The 22870-nt window shown below is 65.1% G+C and carries 25 protein-coding genes, 1 tRNA gene and 1 pseudogene; 7 read left to right on the top strand and 20 right to left on the bottom strand.

Translation table 11 applies throughout. The features are described from left to right. Window positions 1–6: 6 nt before the first annotated feature. From BOQ54_RS04830 to BOQ54_RS04845, 4 genes are read right to left on the bottom strand one after another with little or no spacing between them, the layout of a single operon-like run. Complete coding sequence (locus tag BOQ54_RS04830) at window positions 7–1530, bottom strand: phage portal protein (RefSeq protein ID WP_071923406.1); 1524 nt, start codon at window positions 1528–1530, stop codon at window positions 7–9. Next, window positions 1527–1736 carry a phage head-tail joining protein gene (locus tag BOQ54_RS04835; RefSeq protein ID WP_071923407.1) on the bottom strand — a complete coding sequence of 70 codons (210 nt, stop codon included), beginning with the start codon at window positions 1734–1736 and terminating at the stop codon, window positions 1527–1529. The genes BOQ54_RS04830 and BOQ54_RS04835 overlap by 4 nt, the downstream gene beginning before the upstream one ends. Beyond that, window positions 1733–3739 (bottom strand): phage terminase large subunit family protein, encoded by a 2007-nt coding sequence (locus tag BOQ54_RS04840; RefSeq protein ID WP_071923408.1) that lies wholly within the window; start codon window positions 3737–3739, stop codon window positions 1733–1735. The genes BOQ54_RS04835 and BOQ54_RS04840 overlap by 4 nt, the downstream gene beginning before the upstream one ends. Next, the gene (locus BOQ54_RS04845; RefSeq protein WP_071923409.1) at window positions 3678–4271 is read right to left on the bottom strand and encodes an elements of external origin; all 594 of its coding nucleotides are present in this window, start codon (window positions 4269–4271) and stop codon (window positions 3678–3680) included. Before BOQ54_RS04845 ends, BOQ54_RS04840 begins: the two co-directional genes overlap by 62 nt. Before the next feature lie 108 nt (window positions 4272–4379). On the opposite strand from BOQ54_RS04845, the gene BOQ54_RS04850 reads away from it, so the two are divergent. Next, entirely contained in the window at window positions 4380–5099 is a 720-nt protein-coding gene (locus BOQ54_RS04850; protein ID WP_071923410.1) for a hypothetical protein, read from the top strand. A gap of 154 nt (window positions 5100–5253) precedes the next feature. Beyond that, window positions 5254–5958 carry an endonuclease NucS domain-containing protein gene (locus BOQ54_RS04855; protein ID WP_083585901.1) on the top strand — a complete coding sequence of 235 codons (705 nt, stop codon included), beginning with the start codon at window positions 5254–5256 and terminating at the stop codon, window positions 5956–5958. 4 nt (window positions 5959–5962) lie between these two features. Here BOQ54_RS04855 and BOQ54_RS04860 read toward each other — a convergent pair whose 3' ends face one another. The 15 genes and pseudogenes from BOQ54_RS04860 to BOQ54_RS04925 all read right to left on the bottom strand — a co-directional run bounded on the left by BOQ54_RS04860 (window position 5963) and on the right by BOQ54_RS04925 (window position 15555). Continuing rightward, complete coding sequence (locus tag BOQ54_RS04860; protein ID WP_280949563.1) at window positions 5963–6652, bottom strand: pyridoxal-phosphate dependent enzyme; 690 nt, start codon at window positions 6650–6652, stop codon at window positions 5963–5965. A gap of 8 nt (window positions 6653–6660) precedes the next feature. Further along, window positions 6661–6732, bottom strand: a tRNA-Met gene (locus BOQ54_RS19995). Continuing rightward, a complete protein-coding gene (locus BOQ54_RS04865) occupies window positions 6733–7728 on the bottom strand; it encodes a DNA methyltransferase (protein ID WP_245316299.1) in 996 nt (331 codons plus the stop codon). 287 nt (window positions 7729–8015) lie between these two features. Then, window positions 8016–8273, bottom strand: a pseudogene (locus BOQ54_RS20195) (ParB/Srx family N-terminal domain-containing protein); the annotation flags it as partial. Between the two features lie 45 nt (window positions 8274–8318). Then, a complete protein-coding gene (locus tag BOQ54_RS04875; protein ID WP_071923411.1) occupies window positions 8319–8705 on the bottom strand; it encodes a type II toxin-antitoxin system VapC family toxin in 387 nt (128 codons plus the stop codon). Further along, a complete protein-coding gene (locus BOQ54_RS04880) occupies window positions 8702–8971 on the bottom strand; it encodes a type II toxin-antitoxin system Phd/YefM family antitoxin (RefSeq protein ID WP_071923412.1) in 270 nt (89 codons plus the stop codon). Before BOQ54_RS04880 ends, BOQ54_RS04875 begins: the two co-directional genes overlap by 4 nt. 256 nt (window positions 8972–9227) lie before the next feature. Continuing rightward, the gene (locus BOQ54_RS04885; protein WP_071923413.1) at window positions 9228–9680 is read right to left on the bottom strand and encodes a DUF6362 family protein; all 453 of its coding nucleotides are present in this window, start codon (window positions 9678–9680) and stop codon (window positions 9228–9230) included. Beyond that, window positions 9677–9949: a DUF6378 domain-containing protein gene (locus BOQ54_RS04890; RefSeq protein ID WP_071923414.1), complete on the bottom strand. Its 273-nt coding sequence runs from the start codon at window positions 9947–9949 to the stop codon at window positions 9677–9679. Before BOQ54_RS04890 ends, BOQ54_RS04885 begins: the two co-directional genes overlap by 4 nt. A 2-nt stretch (window positions 9950–9951) precedes the next feature. Next, the gene (locus BOQ54_RS04895) at window positions 9952–10425 is read right to left on the bottom strand and encodes a crossover junction endodeoxyribonuclease RuvC (RefSeq protein WP_071924397.1); all 474 of its coding nucleotides are present in this window, start codon (window positions 10423–10425) and stop codon (window positions 9952–9954) included. Between the two features lie 72 nt (window positions 10426–10497). Next, entirely contained in the window at window positions 10498–11136 is a 639-nt protein-coding gene (locus BOQ54_RS04900; RefSeq protein ID WP_071923415.1) for a hypothetical protein, read from the bottom strand. Window positions 11137–11362: 226 nt separating this feature from the next. Continuing rightward, complete coding sequence (locus BOQ54_RS04905) at window positions 11363–13561, bottom strand: AAA family ATPase (RefSeq protein ID WP_071923416.1); 2199 nt, start codon at window positions 13559–13561, stop codon at window positions 11363–11365. Window positions 13562–13606: 45 nt separating this feature from the next. Next, entirely contained in the window at window positions 13607–14236 is a 630-nt protein-coding gene (locus BOQ54_RS04910; protein ID WP_071923417.1) for a hypothetical protein, read from the bottom strand. A gap of 25 nt (window positions 14237–14261) precedes the next feature. Continuing rightward, window positions 14262–15038 (bottom strand): hypothetical protein, encoded by a 777-nt coding sequence (locus BOQ54_RS04915; RefSeq protein WP_071923418.1) that lies wholly within the window; start codon window positions 15036–15038, stop codon window positions 14262–14264. Next, window positions 15035–15304, bottom strand: a complete 270-nt coding sequence (locus tag BOQ54_RS04920) for a hypothetical protein (protein ID WP_071923419.1) — start codon at window positions 15302–15304, stop codon at window positions 15035–15037. Before BOQ54_RS04920 ends, BOQ54_RS04915 begins: the two co-directional genes overlap by 4 nt. After that, window positions 15301–15555 carry a helix-turn-helix transcriptional regulator gene (locus BOQ54_RS04925; RefSeq protein ID WP_210187195.1) on the bottom strand — a complete coding sequence of 85 codons (255 nt, stop codon included), beginning with the start codon at window positions 15553–15555 and terminating at the stop codon, window positions 15301–15303. Before BOQ54_RS04925 ends, BOQ54_RS04920 begins: the two co-directional genes overlap by 4 nt. A 256-nt stretch (window positions 15556–15811) precedes the next feature. Between BOQ54_RS04925 and BOQ54_RS04930 the strand changes: the two genes are divergently transcribed. From BOQ54_RS04930 to BOQ54_RS04940, 3 genes are read left to right on the top strand one after another with little or no spacing between them, the layout of a single operon-like run. Continuing rightward, window positions 15812–16525 carry an ImmA/IrrE family metallo-endopeptidase gene (locus BOQ54_RS04930; RefSeq protein ID WP_071923421.1) on the top strand — a complete coding sequence of 238 codons (714 nt, stop codon included), beginning with the start codon at window positions 15812–15814 and terminating at the stop codon, window positions 16523–16525. Window positions 16526–16536: 11 nt separating this feature from the next. After that, on the top strand, window positions 16537–16818 hold the full coding sequence (locus BOQ54_RS04935; RefSeq protein WP_071923422.1) for a helix-turn-helix domain-containing protein: 282 nt from the start codon (window positions 16537–16539) through the stop codon (window positions 16816–16818). Between the two features lie 21 nt (window positions 16819–16839). After that, entirely contained in the window at window positions 16840–17466 is a 627-nt protein-coding gene (locus BOQ54_RS04940; protein ID WP_071923423.1) for a hypothetical protein, read from the top strand. A gap of 4 nt (window positions 17467–17470) precedes the next feature. On the opposite strand, the gene BOQ54_RS04945 is transcribed toward BOQ54_RS04940, so the two are convergent. Further along, window positions 17471–18577 carry a Fic family protein gene (locus tag BOQ54_RS04945; RefSeq protein ID WP_071923424.1) on the bottom strand — a complete coding sequence of 369 codons (1107 nt, stop codon included), beginning with the start codon at window positions 18575–18577 and terminating at the stop codon, window positions 17471–17473. Between the two features lie 255 nt (window positions 18578–18832). On the opposite strand from BOQ54_RS04945, the gene BOQ54_RS04950 reads away from it, so the two are divergent. Both BOQ54_RS04950 and BOQ54_RS04955 read left to right on the top strand, forming a co-directional pair. Continuing rightward, window positions 18833–21097 carry a hypothetical protein gene (locus tag BOQ54_RS04950; RefSeq protein WP_071923425.1) on the top strand — a complete coding sequence of 755 codons (2265 nt, stop codon included), beginning with the start codon at window positions 18833–18835 and terminating at the stop codon, window positions 21095–21097. A gap of 32 nt (window positions 21098–21129) precedes the next feature. After that, a complete protein-coding gene (locus BOQ54_RS04955; protein WP_071923426.1) occupies window positions 21130–22866 on the top strand; it encodes an AIPR family protein in 1737 nt (578 codons plus the stop codon). Window positions 22867–22870 lie beyond the last annotated feature (4 nt).

A 22870-nucleotide genomic window follows, 5' to 3' on the forward strand; every position in this document is an offset into this window, starting at 1 on the left:
GTTCCTTCAGTTGACGGCGCCGGCGTCGGAGGGATTCCGCTGCATCAGGCCCTGTTGCGTGACCTTGCGCGGATCGCTGTCGAGCGTGATCTCAAGTCGGTCGAGATCGGCGTTGGTGCGCGCGATCTCTTCAAGCATCGCGTCCGGATTCCATCCGCGCTGGGCGATGGCCTGGCGCAGCGTCTTCGTGCCCATGCGGATTTCCATGAGATCGGCCGTCGCGTCTTTTTGCGGATCGACCGCCTCGAAACCGTCGGGTTGCCATTCGACTGCCGCGACCGGCTCGGGCAAAAGCCCGGCGGTCCAGGCAGCTTCGATGAACCAGTCCCAGACGGGCTGGCAGAACACCGGGATGACCACCTGCCACTGGATCGCTCCGACGAGCCGCCGGAATTCGACGAGCCCGGCCCGGATCGAGGAATAGTTGACCTGGCTCAGATCGCCGGTGAGCAGCTCGTAGGGAATGCACCAGCCCGCGGCGATGATGTGCAGCTGCGTCCGCAGCCATTCGCTCACGCCGGCGACCGCCGCCGGCTGGTTGAACTCGATGTCCTTCGCCCCGCGGGCGTAGGCGATCAGCCCGGGCTCGAACTGCTCGATGATCTTGCCGTCGGAATCGGTGACGGACGGAGCGATGCCCTGTTCGGCATCATCGGCCGCCGTCACGATTCCGACGAGGCAGGCCTCGGTCTTCTTGCGGACCAGTTCCGCGTTGGTCCAATCGTCGAGATCGCGCAGCGCGCGGATCACCGGCGCGCCCCAGGGCACGCCCCGCTGCTGCACGCGATCGCGCCGGAAAAGATGCACGACGCCGTCAGCCGGCACGCGCACCGACGACCGGGTGACGGCCAGGGTCGCGCCGACATCGCCGGGATGATCCGGGAAGAGCCAATAGGCGCGGCGGCGGCCGAACTGATCGTATTCGATGCCGCGAACCGTCCGGCCGCCGTCGGCGCGGGAGGCCTCGATGCGCGATTCGTCGAGATGGTCGGCTTCCAGCGCCTGCAATTGCATCGGCACGGCGAGGCCGTCCGACATGCGGCGCCGGCGCCGGCGGATGAAGCATTCGCCGGCTTCGACCATCTCGCGCACGGCAAGCGTCGCAAGCGCGTTGAAGTCACCGCGGCCGTCGGCATCGCATTCGGCGGACCAGCGCGCCCAGAGTTCGTCGATGCGCTTGTTGAGCGCCGGATCGGAGGTCGCGGCGTAGGGCGTGAAGCCGTCGCCGACGATATTGTTGACCCAGGCGGCGACCGCCTTTGCCGCATGCGGATTGTTGCGCACGAGATCCCGCATGCGGTTCCGCAAGACCGTGCCGGCCGCGGCGATTTCGGTGTCCGCCGAGGTGCCCGGCGTGCGCCAGCCGTCCGTCCGCCGCCCGCCGGCCGCGCCGTCATAGGCACGGCGCGAGAGGTTCTCGAAGGCAAGCCGCGCCGCAAGGCGCCGCGCGCCGGCGCGCGGCGCGATCCGGGCGATGGCGCGATCGAGCAGCGTCGGGGCGACCGCCGATGCGATGGCGGCGATCTTCATTGATCGCCCCGGCCGAAGGCCGCATAGCCGGCGATCGGCCGCGGCTTGCCCTGCGTTGCGGCAATGGCGCTTTCGATGGTTTCGATCCGCCGCTTGAGATCGGCTTCCGATCCGTATTCCACCGTTTTGCCGTCATAGGTCACGCGCAGCGTGCCGCGCGCATAGGCGCGGCGCAGCGCATCGAGCTCGGCCTGCGTCCAGCTCATCTCAGCCACCCTTCGCCGTTGCGGCCGCCCAGCCAGTCCGAACGGCGCTTCTCACTCTTGGGCGCGGCCGGCCGGATTTGTCCCGCCGGCCGTGCTTCCAGGGCCTTCGCCGCTTCCCGGACCTGCCGCTCAAGCGATTTCCACTTCTCGTCGGACCACCGATCAACGCCTAAGAGCCACGCCGCCGCGCGCGCATAGACGCGGCAATCGAGCGCCTCGTTGCGTTCGCGAATCTGCCGCCACTCCATGCGCGTGAAGCCGCGCCGATCCCGCACCGCGGTCAGCCGCTCGGCCGTCAATTGCTTCACCCATTCGGCGGTGACGCCGTGCGGCAGGTGGATGAAGCCTTCGGGAAAGACGGCGCCCGCCGCCAGTTCGTCCGCCGTCGGCCGGGGAAGGCGCAAAAAGCGATACGTCTCCGACTTGAAGACCGCGCCGCAGACCTTCCAGAGCCGAAGGCCGCGCCGATATTTCCGGCCGGCCTCGGTCACATCGACGAAGGACGGCCCGTCAACCGGCGCGCTGCGATCGAAGCCTTCGACGCCCTTGACCGCCACCGCAATGCCGGTGCCGAAGCTGCGCACCCAGCTATAGACCTGCGATGTCGTGCGGCCGTCGCCCGAGTCGATCGCAAGCCGCGCGATCTGCATGACCGCGCCGTTCTCGTGCGGCCAGGTTCGCGACAGGAGCTTCGTCAGCTCCCGCCACACCACCTGGCCGGAAGTCTCGCCTTCCAGAACGACATGGTCGATCAGCCAGCTTTCGAGACCCCGGCCCCAGGCCCAGACATCGACTTCGATGCGATCGGTCTGCACGTCGGCGCCGGCCGTCAGCACCAGCGCGCCTTCGGGAATCGTCCCGAGAGGATGCTCCTTCTCGCGCTCATAAAGCCGTCGCCAATCGGGTGCTTCGCCGCGCTCCTGCCAGGTTTCGCCGAGCAGCGTGTTCTTCGCGGTCTTGAGCAGCGCGTCGTTTCCCTGCGCCGCTTCCCATTCGCGCGCGATCTGCGCCCACGAGAGCCAGCCGACCGGCGAATAGAGCCCGGAAATGTGGAAGCCGATCACATGCGGATCGCCGGCCCTTGCGGTCGGCCGCCATTCGCCGGCCGCGAGCATTTCCGTCTTGCGATGCTCGGGAATTCCGCGCTCGCAATTCTCGCAGATGTATTCCGCCGTTTCCGGCTGACCCTTGTCCCAGCGCAGGCGCTCGAACTTGAGCCACTGCATGAACCGGCAATAGGGACACGGCACGAAATAGCGCCGCTGGTCGGTCGCCTCGTATTCCCGTTCGATCCGGGAGAGGCCTTTGACCGTCGGCGTGCTCACGATGAAAATCTTCCGGCGATGCCCGAAAGTCCTCGTCCGTGCTTCGGCGAGCGCGATCGGATCGCCTTCGCCGTCCACGTCGCCGGGATAGGCGTCCACCTCGTCGAGAAACAACCAGCGCGCGGGCATCGAACGAAGGCCGACGGCGCTGTTGGCGCCGGCCAGGATCAGTTGCCCGCCCGCGAACCGCTTCGCGAGCACGGTGTTGCCGCTGTCGCGGCTGCGCGCCGGGAGCACGATCTCGCGCAGCTCCGGGCTTTCCTCCAGAAGCGGCTCAATGCGCTGCTGCGACAGGCGCTTCGCCAGATCGGTCGTCGGCTGCACCGCCAGGAACGGGCCCGGCGCCTGGTGGATCACGTAGCCGATCCAGTTGTTGCCGGCCTCGGTCGCGCCCACCTGCGCCGCCTTCATGAAGACGATCCGGCGCGCCGGATGCGACGGCGAAAGCGCGTCCATGATCGCGCGCATGTAGGGCGTGCGGTCGGTGCGATAGCGCCCGGCCTCGGAAGCGGCGCGGGAGGAGAGCACGCGATGGCGATCGGCCCATTCCGAAACCGTCAGCAGGGGGTCCGGCGCAAGGCCGCGCGCCCACGCGCGAACGATGTCGGCTTCGCCATCATAGGCTTCGGCCGAGCTCGACCTTGAACTCGCCAAGTTCGGCAAGCTGGCGCCGGACATGCTTTTCGAGAACCGTTTCCATCTGGTGCGGATCGACGCCGAGCTCGGCCGCCATCAGCGCGGCGACGCGTGCCGGCCATTGGACCCAGGCATCGCGCTCGCGGCGCGCCAGCGCATAGACGGTCGCGATCGTACGCGCGCGATCGACCAGTTCGCCCTTGAACTTGCGCAGCCGCTCCCGCGCGGTCTGCGCCTTGAGAACCTCGTTGGCGGTGCGCGCCCGCAGGAACATGCTTCCGCCGGGATCGCCTTCGCCGGACTCGCGCAGCGTCTCCTGCACCGCGTCGATCGCCGCCCGCGGCACCGCCTTGCCTTCCGCGCGCACGGCCTTCGCGCCGGCGGTCTCGCCGGATGCCGGCGCCCGATACCTTTGCTGCGAGGGATCGGTCTGCGCCGCCCATTGGGCGTCGGCCTTGGCCGGATCGATGGTGCCGTCGGGCTCCGGCGTGATCCGCCCCGTCGCGATCGCCTTGCGGACCGCGCTTTCGGCGCAGCCTCGATGGCGCGCGTAGGCCCTGCGGGAGAGACCCATGCTGCTCTCGCGCTCCCGATATGCTCGTTAAACCAGTGAGTTAGCAGTTGCTCTCCTTCGCCGGTCGAGCCTGAGTGAGCGCCGGCAAGATCAACGTGGAGGGCAGTAATGGCTCGCAAGCCTCACCCGGCGGACGCCGCGAACGCCGCGATCATCGCCAATGCGATCCGGTTCGATCTGGCGCTCTTCCTCGGGGTCGGACGCTACGCGAAGGCCTCCGCCGCCACGCTTGCCGAGGCGCGGCTTAAGGCGGCGCGCCTTGCGGCCGAGCACCCGAACGGCCGCCGCGCGCTGATCTACGCGATCGACGCAAGCGGACGGTCCGCGCTCGTCACCGATGACGTTCCAACCCAAGCGAAGGAGCCTGCGATGAAGACCTATGCGAAGAAGTTCAACGCCCAGCGCGCCGCGAAGGCCGCCGGCCACGATCCCGCAGAGATCGAGATCGTGAAGACGAAGGACGGCTTTGCCTGGCGCCTGAAGAAGCAAGCCGGCGGCCGGAACGATGCGCGCGACGCGAGGCTCGCACCCGATCCGTCGCGCGAGCCGCAGCGCGCGACCGCGACGAAGCGCGAGCGGCCGTTCGGCAAGCGCGCGCAGATCGAGGCCGACGCCCGCGCCGGCAAGCTGCCCGAGCCGCCGGATTTCAGCGCCGAAACCCACAAGCGGTTTCGCAACAAGCTTGCGGCCGTGGTCGCGCTTGCAAACGCCGGCGATCTGAACGGCCTCCGCGCCTTCCAGATCAATCCGGTCAGCTCGAGCCCGAAGGCGATCGCCCGCTATCGCGATCTCTGCGTCATGGCGCTTGAGGCGCAGGGCGTCCGCTAAGACCTCGCCGGCCCCGCTACGTTCCAGAACAGCACGCGGCCCGAGCTATCTCGGGCCGCGTACTCGCTGGGACTGCCAGCGGAGGAGCGCGTGCGCAAGCTCGTTTTACGGCAACCCGCTTGATATTCTCTGAGGACAAAGACGGGGGCCGACCATGCCAGTACAGCGCCACAACGTAGTAATCCCGCTAGAAGACGGCGGTGTCGAAGTGCATCCGCTCAAGGAATGGCTGCGCCAGCATCCAGACGTCCTTCCCGGCATCGATCCCAATGCGAACACATCGCATCAGCTGCGCAGCGCGTTGCGTCGCTTGGGATGGTCAATGCAGGAGACGCCGACTGAGGTCAGGCTGATGAAGCCCGGCGCCGACTCAAGCTCACTGATGGTGAGCGAAGTCCTTGGGTCCAGCGATCTGGGCGAGGACGCCGACGCTGATGCCGCACCGTTCTTCTCTCTGGAGTATCAGCTGAGGGATTTCATCGCCTCTAACCTCAACACCATTTCGGTTGATGGGAGGCGCCTTCGATTGTACGTCGATCCTAGTGGACGCGATGGAATTGAGTTTCCATCGGCCGTCGGTCCCATCGACATACTGGCTGTTGACGAGAGCGAGTCATTCTTTGTTTTTGAGCTCAAACGAGCCAACAGCCCTGATCGAGCGATCGGACAGCTCGCGAGATACATGGGATGGGTTCAGCAGACAATCGGCAAGGAACGAGAGGTCTTTGGCGTGATCGTCGCTAGGTCGATCAGCGAGAACCTTCGGTATGCAGCATCAATCGTTCCGAAGGTGCATCTCTTCGAATACGAGGTCGAATTCCATCTCAAACCTGCCCACGATGTAGCGAGATCAGCGTGAGCTATCAGGCGCGCGCGGGCGCCGCTACATTCCAGAACAAGACGCGTCCCGGGCCTTTCCGGGCCGCGCATTGCTCCCAGGCCTTGGCGTCATAGTGCGGATCGCTCGGAAAGGGAGGCTTGATCCTCGCCTCGCGGCCGAACGGCGCGGGGTAGATATGGATCATGGCGCCCGCGACCTCGGCCGGGGTCAGCGCGCGGCCGACTTGGACGACATGCCGCCGCGCCGTCGGCCATGCCATCGCAAGCCCGCGCGCCAACACGCCCGATCCCGCCGCGCACCAGACCTCGTCGGGCATGATCCCGATCGCCTTCGCCGCCTTCGCGATCGCAACGACGGCTTCCGGCATATCGACGCCGAACGGCACAAGCGCCGCGCCGGTACGAGAGCAATAGTCCCTGGCGCGCGCCTGAACGACGGAGAGATAGCCCGGAGCAACCGGAACGATCTTCGCGCCGAGGCGCGCGGCTTCGAGGGTGCGAGCATGCGGACGGGCGCGTTGCGCGACGAAGATCGTCGCGCGCTTCCCCAGCTGCCGCGCGACGGTGGCGAGTGCGGCCTGCGCGCCGCCTTCCGCCGGGCTCGCATAGACGGCTTCGTCCGCGTCCTCGAAGACGTGATGCATGAACCGCGCTTTGGTGCTGCCGGGGAAAAGATCGTCCCGCACGACCAATACTCCCGCATGCTCGCGCACGATAGGAGTGGTTGCAGGGGCCGGAATCGAACCGGCTGCTCCCGGGGTATGGGCCCGGGCAGGCTCCAAGCCTCCCTGCGTCATGTCGGCATTTCTCCTTCGGCATCGATCTCGCCGAACTCCACCGGCCCGCACGCTTCCGTCGCGCGCCGCGGGTCGCCCTTGCAGAACACCATCACGTTCTGGTGCGTGCGGCCGAGCTTGCGCGAAGCCGTGAACTGGCGTCCGGCGCGGATCGGCAGCGAGCCCACGGCGGTGACGAGGATCGCGTCGTTGTAGAACCGGACGCCCGCGGCTTCGAACGCGTCCACCGTTCGGCCGGGTAGATTGACGTAGCCGCCGTCGTCATCGCGGACATCGCCGACCACCCAGACGGCGAAGCGATCGTCGCGGAGGCGCGCCACCGCGGCGGCGATGATCTGCGCGTAGGCGGCGAAGAATTCGTCCCGGCCCATCGTCGACAAATCGGCGGGATCGTCGGAATATTCCTCCAGATTCCAATAGGGCGGGCACGAGAAGATCAGATCGGCGGCGACATCGCCGGCGAGCGCAGCGAGATCGCGCGCATCGCCCGTGCGCCATTCGGGCGGCGGATCGCCCGCCAGGTGCATCTGCGCGTAGTTCGCTGCGACCTGCTCGGCGCGAAGCTCGATGCCGACATACCGCCGGCCAAGCCGGGAGGCGACGATGCCGCGCACCGATCCGCCGGCGAAGGGATCGAGCACCGTGCCGTTCGGCGGACAGAACCAGCGATAGGCGATCTCGCAAAGCACGGGATCGAAGATCGAGGTGCCCGATCCGACATCGAGGATCGCCTGGCTGACCGGATCGAGATCTTCGGAATCGCGATCGCCCTTCACGAAGGTGAGGTTCATCATAGTGGCCGCCCGCGCCCGTCGCCCCGCGCCTTCGATTTCGAATAATCGGCGGCCGGCAACGGCGAGCCGCCCGGCGCGGCGCTTGCCTTCGCCATCCGCGCCCGATCGAGCGGCCGCGGACTTCCGCCGGGCGCGGCGCCGCGGCCGAGCTCCGAGCGAATGCCGAGATCGATCCAGGCGCGCTTGCGCTCTTGCCACCAGCCCTTGCGCGCATCGAAAACCGTGAACGGCGGAATGCCGAAGCGTTCGGCCAGCGTTGCGGACGCCTCGGGCGCCGACGATCCGGCGGGAGGAGGACCGGAATCGTCGGCGTCCTCGCCCCCGAGCGAAGCGGAGCCGTCGATCGAATCGAGAATGCGGAGAAGCTCGGCGTCGCCGAAGCCGAGCACGTCGAGATCGAACTCGTCCTCGCGCAGCGCCGCCAGCTCGGCGCGCAGCATCGCTTCGTCCCAGCCCGCGTTCTCGGCAATGCGGTTGTCGGCGATCACTAAAGCGCGCCGCTGCGCATCGGAAAGATGACCGAGGACGATGACCGGAACCTCGCTCAGCCCCAAGAGCTTCGCGGCGAGCAGCCGCCCGTGGCCGGCGATGACCACGTCATCGGCCCCGATCAGGATCGGATTCGTGAACCCGAATTCGGCAATCGACGCGGCAATCTGCGCGACCTGATCCTCCGAATGCGTCCGCGCGTTGCGGACATAGGGGATTAGGCGGTCGAGAGATCGAGTCTCGATCGTCAGCATCGCTGGCTAACCGTTGTTGACTCCGACAGTGCCGGCGGGCAGCGATTAAGCTTTGGCGGCCATCGGATGAGAGGCGAGCGCGCGGTCCACGGTGACCAGCCGAAGGCCTTCGACTTGGCACTGCGCCAAAAGCATTCTGTCGAACGGATCGCGAGTCGCAGGCTCCGGTTCGATGCTTGCGAGGGCGTGATGCTCGTTGATCGCGACGATCCGGATGCCCAAGCCGTCAAGCAATTCGGGGAGCGAACTCAAACGGGGCGTCAGTTTGAGCTTGCCCAAGCGCGATTTGATGGCGATCTCCCACAAGCTCGCCGCGCTCAAATGATGTTCGCTGTCCGGGTCCTTCAGCAGACCCTCAACCGCAGCCGGCAAGCCGACGAGGCGATCCTCGATCAAGGCAAGCAGGACGTGGGTATCGAGCAGCAGCCTCATGCTTCGGGCGGCAGCGGTCGAAGCAGAAAGTCCTCCGGAAGCGGCTCGTCGAAGTCCTCGGCAATGTAGGGAACCACCGTCTTGATGCCGTGCTTCCGCTTGAATTCGTCGATCGCTTCGAGCCGGAGGCCCTTTCGGGGCTGATGCGGAACAAGATCGAAAACGGGACGTCCGTTGCGGGTGACGACGATCGTCTCGCCCTCTTCGACCTCGCGGGCAAGCTCGGTGAGCCGGTTCTTGGCTTCGCGGATGGAGACGGTTTTCATGCCGCATAAGTAGCCACATGTGGCCACAATGTCAAGGCGCGCACCTGCGCACCCGAATGGTGCGCACCGCAATGCGCACCCAGATTTCGCGGCTGGCGCTAGCGGAAGCCGGGGCCCCCGCCGCCCGCATACGCCGGCCGCCGGGAAGAACCTTCGGCCGCCGGGCGCGCGTCCCGCGATCATGCCAAGTAAGATGCCGAAAAACGTCTCGTTGTTAAAGCCAGAAGTTCGACGTGTTTTGCGGTTTTCGCGTCGGCTAAAGCAGGCCTTCGCGGCGTGCTTCGTCGATGGTTGCTGTCACGCCTTTCTTGCGGCCCTTCTTGAGGCCCACGAAATACTTGGAATTCAGCCGGTTCGCGATGGCGATCAGCGCGGCAACCCACCGGCGCCACGCCGCGGCCCGAGATAGGCCGACGCGCCAGCAGATCGGTTTCCAGCGGACGCCTTCGGCTCGAAGCCACACGATGCGCGCATCGTCCGCCTCAAGCCATGTGAGCCACGTGAAGGTCTCTTCCATGCGGCCGATGGCCTGCGGGGACGGGGCGATGCGCGGCATGCGTGCGGGATCATAGCCATAGGCTTCGGCAGCCGCCCGGATGATCGGCGGCCACGTGCTGAAATACCCCGGCACGCGCGCGTCGGGCAGACGGCGCAACGTGGCGGCTGCTTCCTCGAAGCGTTCCTCGATGTCCTTGGGCGTGTATTTCATTTCGTGCGTGCCTCGTTCACCAGCTTGGAGAGGATGGCCGCATAGCCGGCAACGTCCCTGATGCTGTCGGCGTGCGACCAGTTGTGGCTGAGCCGCGCGAGCTTCACGCCCACCATGCACAGGGCGACCTGCTCGGGCTCGACCTCGAAGCTCAAGATCACCGTCCAGATGCGGGCGATCTCGTCGAATAGCTGGGCGGGAGCGCCGTATTGATCCTCGCGATCGGCGAGAAGGACGGCAAGCTCATCGAAGAAGTTCTGCCTTTCCATGCTCACGCTCCGATGCGATTGGCGATCGCCCAATCGAGCAAGGCGAGCGCATCGGCCTCGTTGCCGTCGGCGGGCGAATGCCCGCGCGCGCGGATCGCCGCGATCACCTCCTCCTTCGAGGCGTTCCCCTTGCCCGTGACATGGCGCTTGATGGTCGCGACGGGCACGCCGAGATAGGGCGCCGCATGCCGTTCGCACCAAGCGGTGAGATGGGCGAGGAAGCCGCCATAGACTTGCGCCGCAAGCGTGCCGGCATGCGCGCGGACCTCCTCGAACACGACCACGCTGAACGGGCCCGATGCTTCGGACGCATCGGCCAGGAAGCGTTCGAAGCGAAGGAACGCCATGCCGGCGCCTTCGAAGCGGCCGGGCCGGAATTCGGTGACGCCGGATGCGATCCGCCCCGAGCGGGGAAGCACGGCCCAGCCGCAGCGCGATCCGAGATCGAGGGCGAGGATCGCGCGCGGCGGGAGCATCGCGACATTGGGCGCCGGCGGCGGTGCGGATTCGGCAAGAGCGAAGGCGAGCATGGGCATCCTCCGGATTGTTCAGAACGGGATTTCGTCGCCGCGCTCCCAATCGATCGGCGGCTTCGACGAAGCGGTTTCGGGAAGCGGCGCGAAGAAGCCTGCCGCGCTTGACGATCGGCGGGTTCGCTTGCGGCCTGGCGGAACGCCGGCACGTTTCGATTCGCGTGAACCGATCGGCAGCGAGGCGGGCCGAACCGCCGTTACGCTCGCGCCGGGGAACGTCGCCTTCACCGCGCGGACCTGATCGCCGAAGGCATCGATGGCGACGGCGACTTCGGCCAGCGTATAGACCGCGCCGTTTCGTTCGCGCGCGACGGCCGATGCTTCCTCGGCGGTGCGGACGATCGCGACGATCTCGCCGGTTGACGGGATCACCGTTTCCCAGATCTCGGGCGCGAGCGGCGCGCGGCCATCGGCGAGCGCCGCGGCATCGAGCGCTTTCCAGGCGCGTTCCATCGCCGCGGCTTGCGTTGCGATCGCGTCGGGGCGCTCAGAGCGGAGCGCCTCGTTGAGCTTCTCGCGTTGCACCTCGAACCGCGCGGCGAGGGCAGGATCGACGAGCTTCGGAAGGCGATCGATGCCCCACTTGCGCTCCATCGCGTGGGCGACCTCGTCGAGCCGACCGACGGCAAACTGGGCGAAGCGATCGGTGCTCATCGGACGAACGCCTCAACGCGCATGCGCGCGGCCCCAACGCGCGCGCATGCGCGTAGGGGGGTATAAGGGGGGACTCCCGCCGCCGCAAAAAATGCACGCGAAATCAAGGACAACGGAGGGCGCTTCCGCACCCCCGCAAAACCTCCGCCGCTTAGCGATTTCAATGGGTTGCGCGGGAACCCCCGCAACCCCGGCGCGGCTTCCGCAAGCCGCTCCATGGCGTGCATCATGCGTCTCCTTCCGAAGATTCGGACCCGCTTGGCCGCTTCCGCTCGTCGAGCGGCACGGGCCGGAGTCCCTTCTTGCTGTTGCGGGAATCGAACACGGCGTCCTCGATCGCGCCGCGCGCCATCAGCCGCTCGACGGCTGCACTGACCACGCTAGTCGGGCGCCCGAGGCGGCGAGGGAGCGAGCGGCCATAGAAGCGCTCGCCGCACAGGGGATGCGTGCCGTAGGGTTCCTTCACGCGCCACGCCCGATCGATCTCGGCGATGACGGCCGCTTCGGTTTCCTCGTCGGAAACGGCGCTTTGCGGCGGACCGGGATCGCCGGGCACGAGCACGCCCACTTCGTCGCCGTTGGCGATGACGACGCCGACGCGCTTGAACCAGGACGCTTCGCCTTGGATCAGCGACAGGTTCGCCTTGGCATCGTCGAGCCGAACCCAAAGCCGGCGTTCATGTTCGACGACGCCGAGCTTTTCGGCATCGCGCGGCGACATCGCAAAGAGCGTCTGCACGATGCGCGCAACGCCGGTGAGCGAGGACGCCCCGCGCGCGGCGTTCTGGTTGCCGGCGAACGCATCCGACGAGGCCGTCGCCGGCTTCGACGTGTGATGAATCAAAAGAACGGCGCAATCGCCGCGCCGGGCCACTTCGCGAAACAGCGCGGCGACCTCGCGGATACGCGCATTGTCGTTCTCCTCGACCGCATGCACTTCGGCGAAGGGATCGACGACGAGAAGGCCGATCGCTTCGGCGCGGATGCGTTCGACCAGCGCATCGACATCCGGCGTGCGCATGGCCGAGCCGTCCTTCGCGGCGCGCGCCACCATGAGCGCGCGATCGGCGCCGGAGTTGAGCGCAACGCGGCCGCGGATTTCCTCGATCTGGATCGACCAGTGCTGAAGCACGGCCGCGAGGCGCCGCCGCAGCTCGTCGCCGTCGTCCTCGTTGTTCCAGACCCACGTCTTCGCGGTCTCGTGGACCGCCTGGCCGGTGATCTCGCGGCCGGTCGCGATCGCCACCGCCTGCGCGATGGCAAGCGTCGATTTGCCGGCGCCCGGCGGCGCCACTTCGACGGTTAGGTGCCCGCGCAGGAGCGAGCGGCCGAGCAGCCAACGCCGGCGCGGGATCATGGCGGCGTCGAGCCTTTGCACCCAGCCGACTTCGATCGGCGGCGGGCCGGCGTCTTCGCCGACCTCGTGCACCGGGTTCGGGATGCTCCATTTGCGCCGCGCGCCGGCGATCATGCGCGCGAGATCGCGGCGCGTCTCGTCATGGGTCCAGCCGGGAAGCGTAAGGCCTTCGGCGGTGGCAAGGATCTCGGCGTCCGACCATCCGCGCGCCACCCAATGGGCGACGAGGCGCACGACATGATCGTGCCAGTGATCGCCGCGCCGGACCGCGGCGACGGCGGCTTCGACCGAAAGGCTGCCGATGGCAAGCCCGCCGTCGGCGCGCGACGCGGCGGAAACGGGCGACGAAGCTTCGGAGGTTTCGGGCGACTTCGACAGCAACGGCGCCGGCTCGGGCGCGAAGGCGCGCGCGATCCGTTCGAGGAGATATTCGGCCGGCCGCCCATCGCGCGGAACATGCACCTCGGTGCGTTCGAGAACGCGACCGTCCTTCGTTGGCCAGGCGACCGATCCGCCGAGCCGAAGCACGCGACCCGGATTGAGCACCGACGGATCGCCACCGATCGCGGCGGCCACGGCCGCGCAAATCCGCCGCAGCTGCGCGGTGTCCCGGCAGGGCGCATCGAGCCGCCACCACATTTGCGCCCGCAAATGCGGATGGCGCCCGGTGACGACGGTCATGGTCGGCGGGGCGCCGCGCCGCTTGCAGGCGGCGATCGCCGGCGCCACTACATCCGTGTCCACGTCGGCCCAGATGCAGCTTGCGGCGAGAAAATCCGCATCCGAGGCGCGGCGGTTCCGAGCCGCCTGCGGTCGGCGCAGCGCGGCGCCCACATAGACGTTGACGCCGGGAGTCCTGTTGAGCGCCACGGCGCGATCGACCAGTTCGTCGATGTGGTCGGTCCCGAAGAGTTCCGCCGCCGACAGCGCGCCGGTTCGGGGGTCGTTCCAGGCGAGCTCGACCAGGCCGTCATGCGCGCCGTCGAGATCGCCATGGAACACATGCTCGAGCTGCCTTCGCATGGCATCGGGATCGGGCGCGAGGATTGGCGTCACGGCGGCGCGCATTTCGGTGGTCGAGGGCTGTGTGCTGATGGCGGGCGCGGACGGAATTTAGAATTCCGTCTCGAGCGCCGGATCGGGCACGGGCGTTCGCGCCGCCGGCGGCGGGACATGGGCGGCAGCGGTTTGCGCGGGCGCGCTTCCCTTCCACACGTCCACGTCATCGACCGGAGAGGCGTCGGGAAGCTCGGCAGGCCGATCCACCCACTTCACCAGCTCAAGCCGCGGCCGATAGTTGGTGCCGTACTTGTCCTTCATGGGATCGGCGCCGGTGCACGCGACCACCGGAACCTTGCCGCGGTTCTCAGGGCGCCCCGCCTGCTCCTCGAACGCGGCATAGAGATCGCGCACGGCGTTGGAGAGGTGGATCGAGGCCGACGAGAACTCGACCGTGCCGCCGAAGAACTTCTGCGAAAAGGCGGCGACGACGAAGCCGCGCTTGAAGTCGTCGCCCGGCGACGGCGCGACGCGATCGAGCGAGGGATCGATCACCCGTTCGGGCGCCTGGCCTTCGCGGAAGCGAAGCCAGCCGGTGCGGATGTTCTTGAGATCGATAAGGAACATCGGACGCGCGATTTCCATGTCGCCGCCTTCCGGCCAGCGCACGAACCACTTGTCCGCCTTGGCGTTGTACTTGACGTATGGCTTCACCGTTCCGGAGCCGCCGATTTGCAGAGGCATGGTCTTTCTCCTTTCGCGTTGAGATTCAGAAGCCGAACACTTCCCGCCCGGCCGCGCGCGCGGCCGGGTCGGACCACCAGAAGCTTTCGAAATCGGGGACGATCACGCCGGCGAGTTCGCACGGATCGTTCGAGAGCGCGAGGAAGCGCCCGAGCGAAAGCGCGATCAGGCGCAGCGCCGAAAGATGCCGGCGCACGTCGTCGCCGGACATCTCATAGACGCGGACCTGTTGCGGTTCCTTCTTGCCCGGCGCGGGCTTCGCATAGGCGAAGCGCATCCCGAAATTGCCATGCGCCGACGCATAGACCGCGCCTTGGCGGCCATGCGGATCGCCGATGGCGGCCGGAAACCGTTCGGTCGTCTTGAGATCGACGATCAGGCCATGATCGGAAAACCGCCAATCGATGAAGCCGACCACGGGCACCGGGACATCGTCGAGCCGGATTTCGACGCGATGCTGATAGGCATCGGGCACGCCGTATTGGCGAAGCTCGACGAGCGCGCCGCGCACATAGCCGCCGATCTTCGGCCGTTCCTCGTCCCGGCGCGGATCGCCGGCGAGCGCGGTCAAGCGGTTGAACTCGCGTTCGGCCTCGGCCGCGCAATCGTCGATGGGCTTCGCCGAATCGATCAGGCCGAGATGCACCCCGTGTTCGACCGCCTTGCCGCGCGCGGCAGGGATACCCGTTGGGGCCTTGCGGCCGAGAAGCCGCTCCATGATCCAGAGCGCCGGCTGCGCGGCCCAGAGGTTGAGCGAAGACGCCGAAAGGTGTTCCACGCCGTGCCGTTCGAAGGCGTTCATCGCTCGCCTCCCAGGAGAACGGCGACGCCGCGTTCGATCAGATCGTCGGGCGTTTCGAGAAACTCGATGTCTTCGTCGCGAAACGCGACGCCAAGCTTCAGTTCAACATCACACACGAGGCCGAGGCGATCGAACGGATCGAGCTCCCATAACCGATCATCCGGGCTCGGCGGTTCGCCGTAGCGTTCGAAGAAGGCGAGGCGCACGGCGTTGGCGACGAGAGCGCGGGCTTCGACCCGGGCGGCAACGACAAGCGGCGCGCTCATCGCTCACCGCCCGGGCGCGCGCCCTTCGACACGGGATGACGCTCGCGCGAGACCAGCCATTCGCGGAAGGCTTCCGCGCGATAGAGCACCTTGCGCCCGATCCGCACGCAGGGCGGGCCGATGCGCCGGGTTTCCCAGCGGGCGAGTGTGTCGACCGATACGCCGATTTCGGCCGCGACCTGGGCTCGGCTGAGCCATCCGCTAAGGAGCGTGGCCGTGCCGGCCGCCGATTCCGCCTGTTGATCGTCCACGAAAGCCTCCTTCATCACGTCACGTTCGCAGCGCCGCGATCCGAACACGGCGGGGCGGCTTCGGCGGAGGCGGAAAGAGGCGGAAACAGGCGGAAAGAAGCGCCGATTTATGCGGGTTCCTGAAGAATCAAACGCTTAAATGGTGTATCCACATTGGCTCGCGTCATGGGACCGGCGAAAAAGGACTCGACTCCCACACGAAAAGAACATAAAGGGAACATTGGCATTGAGGAAATAGTCAACGGAGGCGATCGGCATGGCGCTCAACGTGGAATATCCGTGTTTCGGCTCGGGCGAGCCGACGAGGCTTTCGGCCGAAGCGATCCGGCGGCTCGGGGCCGACCTCCGGCAGCGGCTTCTTGGCTACCAGGCGCGGCCGTTTCCGCCGACCGACCTGTTCCGCCGGGCGGCCTCTCTCCGCGTGAACGGCCGGCCGCTGCGAATCGTGTGGGACGCGGGGCATGCGGTGCACGACGATGCGGGCAAACCCGTGCTTGGCGTTTGCGAACATGATCCGCAGGAACCGGCAACGGTCATGATCAGCTTGAATGCCGAGCTGCTCGCCGATCAGCCCGAGATTCTGCGGTCAACGGCGGCGCACGAGCTTGGCCACGCGATCTTCGACATGCCGGCGGCAGTGGCGAAGGGCGCGGCGCGCGCCTTCCGCAGCGGCGCGGTTGCGGCGGGCGACGCCGCGCCGATCGATTGGCGCGAATGGCGCGCCGACGAGTTCATGGGCGCGTTCTTGGCGCCGCGGCGGCAGCTCGCGCGAGCGTTTGCCCGCGAGGCCTCCGCGTTCGGCGCGGCCATCCGATGGAAGGTGATCAACGAGATCCCGACGCCCTACGTCGCGGCAAACGATGTAGGTTGGCCGGCGATCGATGCGATCGCAGGCGCGCTTGCCGAAGAGTTCGGCGTAACGAGCGCCTTCATCGGCGTGCGCCTCCGCAAGTATGGGCTTGTTGGTTGAAGGAGGCCGCCATGGCATTCGGGCTTACGGTCAGGGCGAAGCGGACCGAGCAGGGCATCGGCCTCAACGATTTCGCCGAGCGGCTTGGCGTCTCGCCCGCCTATTGGTCGCGCGTCGAGCGCGAGCAGGAAAAGCCGCCGCGCGACGAGTTGGTCGAGCGCGCCGCCGCGATCTTAGGCGTTCGCATGGACGACCTGTTCGTCGAGGCGGGACGCCTGCCGCCCGACATGCGAAGCGACCTCAAGCAGGTGGTGCAAGCGTACCGACGCTTGCGCCAGCAGGTCCGCCAATGAGCAATCGGGGGCACGTCGGACATGCAGCTTCCGCCGCGATCCTTTCATTCCCTCACCGAGATCGCGATCCGCTGGTCGGTCACCCCGTTCGATGTGATCGGTTGGTCAACGGACGGATTGCTTGCGCTTTCGATCGCCTTGCCGCCGGTGAAGACCGGCCCGTCGGAGACGCTATCGGGCCTCGCCGATGTCGAGGCGGCGCATCTATTGCCGCTATTCCGCAGGGACGGAGCGCCGAGCCCTACGATCGTGATCCGTCGGGTGAAGGCCGGCGACGACTTCCGATGGATCGTCGATCCGGCGGAAGGCGTCGCGATCACCGCCGCGGATGTGCTGGTCAGGCGCGGCGAAGTCGAGCGCTTCGAGCGGCAATACGGGTTCTTCAACGGCTTGCACGCGCCCGAAAGCGACGCCGCCGCGGCAGCGCGCCGCCGCGGCGGCCCGGGCGTTCCGCCGCGACACGATTGGGATGCGTTCTATGCGGCGCTTGCGCGACGCATTCATGAACACGGCGTGCCGGCGACGCAGGCCGAGCTCGTCCGCGAAATGGTAGCCTGGTTCGAGGCCCGCGATGCCGAGCACGCGCCGGACGAGAGCACCATCCGAAAGAAGATCACGCCAGTCTGGCGGGAGTTAAGTCGCCTCTGAACTGCTACGGCTCCACTAGCGAATAGCTGGTGCTGCGCCCCCCGGCCGGGTCCTTTCGGAGAATGCCTCGCGCAACGAGATCGTCGATGTCGCGCAGCGCCGTGTCCTGCGAGCACTTCTCGATCAGCGCCCACTTGGAGGTCGTTAGCTTGCCTTCGAAGCCGTTCAGCAGCCGGTTGAGCATGTCGCGTTGCCGATCGTTGAAGGCCGCGCCGGCGTGCTTTTCCCAGAAACGTGCCTTATTGAACACATTGGCCAGCGTGTGCTCAGCGCCGTCGAATGCCCGATCGAGGCAGCCGAGAAACCATTCCAGCCAGGGCGTGATGTCGAGATCGCCCTTCTGCGTGTGCTCGAGAATGTCGTAGTAGGCGTTGCGCTCCTGCCGGATTTGCGCCGACATGCTGTAGAAGCGCTGCGCGGTGCCTTCGGACCGCGCAAGCGCCATATCGGCGATCGCGCGCGCGATGCGCCCGTTGCCGTCGTCGAAGGGATGGACGGTGACGAGCCATAGATGCGCCACGGCGGCCTTGAGCACTGGATCGATGGCGGCCTCGCCGTTGAACCAATCGAGGAACGCCTTCATCTCCGCAGCAAGGCGCGGCGCCGGCGGCGCCTCGTAGTGCACGCGCTCGCGTCCGATCGGCCCGGAGACGAGCTGCATCGGACCTGACGCGTCGTCGCGCCAACCGCCGACCTTGATGCGCTTCATGCCGCTGCGGCCGGTCGGAAACATGGCCGCGTGCCAGCCGAACAGCCGTTCTTCGGTCAGCGGTTCGCTGTTTTTTTCCGTGGCGTCGAGCATCATTTCGACGACGCCCTCGACGTGCCGATCGGCGGCGGTCAGGCCACCGATGTCAATGCCGAGGCGACGCGCGATCGAGGAACGCACCTGCTCGCGGTCGAGGATTTCACCCTCGATCTCGCTGGACTTCAGGACTTCCTGGGTGAGGTTCTCGAGTGTCGCCTCGCTGCGCAGCGCAAAGCCCAAGGCCTCCATGCGGCCGATCAGCCGGCCCTGGCGATGGCGAACCGCCGCGAGGCGCTCGGCCAGGCGGTTCTGATCCCAGCGGAATTCGGGCCAATCGGACAGCTCGTGGATATAGATCGGCATTCTCCGCATCCTTTGCGGAGAATATGATCGCTATTCGCCGCAGGCGCAATGGCATTCGCCGCATATTTTGCGGAGAAGGGATGCTCTAATCACGGCATGCTGGCGATAGAGTCGGCTGCTTGGGGTCCTGGCTCCTTCTCCGGCAAAGCTCAGTACCGGGGAAATCCTGTAATGCGTTGTTCTCCGTTGTGGCAAGGCCTCTTGACGGGTTGCTCCGAATGTGAGATTGGGAAGCACGGAACAACGGAGAACAACATGAGCGCCTCCCCTCGTGCCTCAAAAACCCGCTCCAATCGTCCTGGCTGGAGCGTCACTTTTCGACATCCTGTTCGGACCGATAGCCGAGGGCAGCGTGGCCTCAAGGTTCGCCGCGGGCTTGGCACATCCGATGATGCCGAGGCTGATCGGTTGGTCGCGGAGCTCAATGAACTTCTCGAAGACGAGAGCTGGTGGAGCGGTGATCGGCGGTCGGAAGCGGAGCGCAAATTTAGCCCCGTGGTTGTGTCGGCCTTCTTTGATGGAATTGAGGCCGGCACCGTCGACTCGCAGGCCAAGCGCGATCAAGTCATTCCCTTGCCGAACGCCCAGGACGGATACAGCCACGTATTCTTTCTTGGTACGACTGGTGCAGGCAAGACGACGCTCCTCCGACATGTGATCGGATCTGATCCAATTGAGGATCGATTCCCTTCCACCTCAACGGCCAAGACCACAACGGCCGACATTGAGATCATCACGGCGCCCGGGCCTTTCCGCGCTGCCGTGACGTTCATGCCTGAACACGAAGTCAGGGCGCACATCGAGGAGTGCTTGGAGGAGGCTTGCCTCGAAGCAGTCCAGAGCCGTTCAGACTCAAAAATCATGGGCGCGTTCTTACAGCATCGCGAGCAACGATTTCGGTTGTCTTACGTCTTGGGTTCCTGGGCGGAGCCGTCGGATAGTGACGAATCCGAGTTCGCGTTCGAGGACGAAGATCAGACGGAAGCCGAAATCGATGAAGGCGAGGCCGTCGGACCAGAGGAACGATCCCGCAATCTGGCACGGCTTCAGGGATATCTAGAAAGGATCAGGAGAGTTGCCGAGCAAGTCGAGAAAGGCGTAGCAGGGACTTTGGGACCGCTTCTGGATCAAAAGACGGCCGACGATCGCGCCGCCTGGCTTGAGCTATTCGGGAACGAGGCCTTCGCACACAAAGAGTTCTCCGAAATCACTCTTGATGTCATGGATGACATCTCAGATCGGTTTTCGGCGCTCAGCGCGGGTACAATTGAGCGTGGCGCAACCGGATGGCCGATCCTTTGGTCTTATGACAACGAAGATCGCAACGAATTCCTTTCCCACGTGCGGTGGTTCTCAAGCAATCACCACATGCAGTTCGGTCGCTTGCTCACGCCGCTCGTTGACGGAATACGTGTTCAAGGTCCCCTCTATCCTTCAAATGCCGAACTGAACAAAGCCGGAAAGTTGGTGCTGCTCGATGGCCAGGGACTTGGTCACACGGCGACAACCGCGTCATCCATTTCAACCAGGATTACGCAGCGGTTTGACTCGGTCGACATGATCTTGCTCGTGGACAACGCCCAACAACCGATGCAGGCCGCGCCTCTTGCGCTTTTGAGAGCGGTTGGCAGCACTGGCTTTGCCGACAAGCTTGCCATTGCCTTCACGCATTTCGACCAAGTGAAGGGCGCCAACCTGGGCTCATTCGAGCAGAAGCGCGAACATGTCATGGCGTCCGTAGCGAATGCCATTGCGAGCCTGCGAGACATCGTCGGTGCGGGTGTTGCAGGAGCATTGGATAGGCAAATCGAGAAGCAGTCGATCTTTCTCGGCGGCCTTGATCGGCCTACGCCGAAAATTCCTGTCGGGTATCAGCGCGAGCTGGCCCGCCTGATCGAAGCCATGCAGCAGGCGTCGGGACCGGAAGAGCCGGTCGAGTGTGCACCTCAGTATGAGTTCAAGGGGCTTGAGATCGCGATGCACGACGCGATCGATGCTTTTCGCGATCCATGGAGAGCGCGGCTCGGACTTTCCTACCACGATGCAATCGCAAAGGAGCACTGGACCCGAATCAAGGCGCTCAGCAGACGGCTGGCAAACGGATGGGCTGATGAATACGACACCCTCACGCCTGTGGCCGATCTCCTTGCGCGGTTACAGGAGGAGGCGTCGAAATGGCTCGATCGGCCAGCTGGTTGGACCCGCCAGCCGAAGGACGAAGAGGAGCGCGAAGCGGCCTTGGACCAGATTCGGCGCGCCGTCTTCTCCCGCCTCTACGAACTCACGAAACGTCGTCTAAGAGATGACCAAGTTGCGGCGTGGAGAGTTGCGTACGATCACAGTGGAACTGGTTCGGCGATGCGTCGGGCACGGACAATCGATGATATTCATCGCAATGCAGCGCCGAAAATCAGCGCGGCCATGAGTCAGGACGCACGAGAGTTTCTAAGTAGGCTATATGCGATTCTCCGAGAAGCGATCGAGGAGGCTGGTGGAGTTATCCTGCCGGTCGCTGCTTAGGTAGACGGGGGCTAATGAGCTGGGAGGGGGCTATGTCGCCACTGCTTGATCGAATTCGTGCGGATGTAAAAGGGGATGCGTACTATCAGCAGAACTTTCCAAATGATGGACAGCGATTCCTCGCATGGTATCTCCGGAACTGCTACCTGCGCACGCCGATACAGGCAAAAGACGATATCACGGACGGGCCGAACGACAAGGAGTTCGACGCGATCATTGTCGATGACGAGAAGCGCCAAATCGTTATTGTTCAGAGCAAGTTCTACGCTGGATCTGTGGATCATCAGCCACTTCAGGAGGTTCTGGCGACGTGGCTCCAAATACAAAATCTTCCAGCATTGCAGGCGAACTGCAATGGGAAGCTTCAGATCAAATTGGAGACAGTCGCGGCAGCGCTGGAAGACGACTATGAGGTGGTCTTCGAACTCCTGACCACGGGCGCACTGACGTCTGAAGCGAAGAACGACCTGAGCGCATTTCAGTCCACAATTGCGGAATTTGAGCACCCACAGGCAAGTCTCACGCTTGTAGACAGCGACGCGATCCAGACGAGGTGGACCGAGGCGGCGGGTAAGGAGTTACCCAAGCTTTCGCACACCATGACGCTTGAGCCTGCCCGCTATCTCGCTGTGGACATCGCGAACTTCCGGACTGTCCTCGCCGCAATACCTCTGGCCGATTGCCTCAAGTTTCCAGGCATTTCCGACGGAAAACTTTTTCGGCCAAACGTGCGGCAGTCTTTGGGCTTGACGAACAAAGTGAACAAAGGAATGCGGCAGACGCTGAATGGCGACAATCCCCAGTACTTTTTCTTCTATCACAACGGAATTACGGCCCTGTGCGAAAAGATGAGCCTTGATGCGACAACGCATCAGCTCAAGCTGGAGGGTTTGGGTGTCGTCAATGGTTGTCAGTCGCTGACGACGCTCCTCTCGTGCTCGGAACGCATCAAAGCTTTTCCAGATGCGCGCGTGCTAGTGCGATTTTACGAGATTCCACAGCGCGACGTTGCGGACAAGATTAGCATCTATACGAACTCGCAGAGCGCCGTTAAGCCGCGTGATCTCCGTAGCAATGACAAGCGGGTTCTCGCCCTTAAGAAGGCTTACGAGGGGGCATATCCGACCGGATATCTGATCACCAAGCGGGGGGAGATGAGACCTGCTGACCGGGACGAAGAACTGACGGTTGATATCGCCTTATTGGCAAAGTGGTTGATGACGTGGCACTGCCAGCGGCCCAACATCGCGTACAACGAGAATCGACTTTTCGACAAGCATTTCGACCAACTCTTTAAAGGGGACTATCACCCTTCAGACATTCGTGCTCTGAGCTTTTGGGCGCGGAAGATTGAGCAGCGGTGGGAGGCAGGAGATCTGGCCCTCAACGAGGCGCTCTTGGCATCGCCGAGCTATTCCAAGTTCCACTTGTTCTATGCGGTCCAGCTGTTCTTTTCAGCCGCAAGCAATCAGATTGACAAGGTGCCATTTCCCTCAGCGACCATGCAGTTTCCCGATCCGGAAGCTCTGATCGGCCTTGCGGCAACCTGTTACAATTCGGCCCTGGAAGCAGGCATGAATGAATACCAAGAGAAGGGAAAAATCTTCAGCCCGCAGAATTGGCTCAAGGCAAAAGATAGTCTTCTCAAGCTACAGGCGTCTGTTCGAACGTCGTTCGGATTTATCGGTATGATGGCCGGTGGCGCTCAGATGAAGCAGGCACTCGTCCTGCCCGCCGATCGTTTCGGGCTTAGATGGGTAGCCGACTAGCCAG

Origin of the sequence: Chelatococcus daeguensis (assembly GCF_001887265.1) — a bacterium.
Lineage (GTDB): Bacteria > Pseudomonadota > Alphaproteobacteria > Rhizobiales > Beijerinckiaceae > Chelatococcus_A > Chelatococcus_A sambhunathii.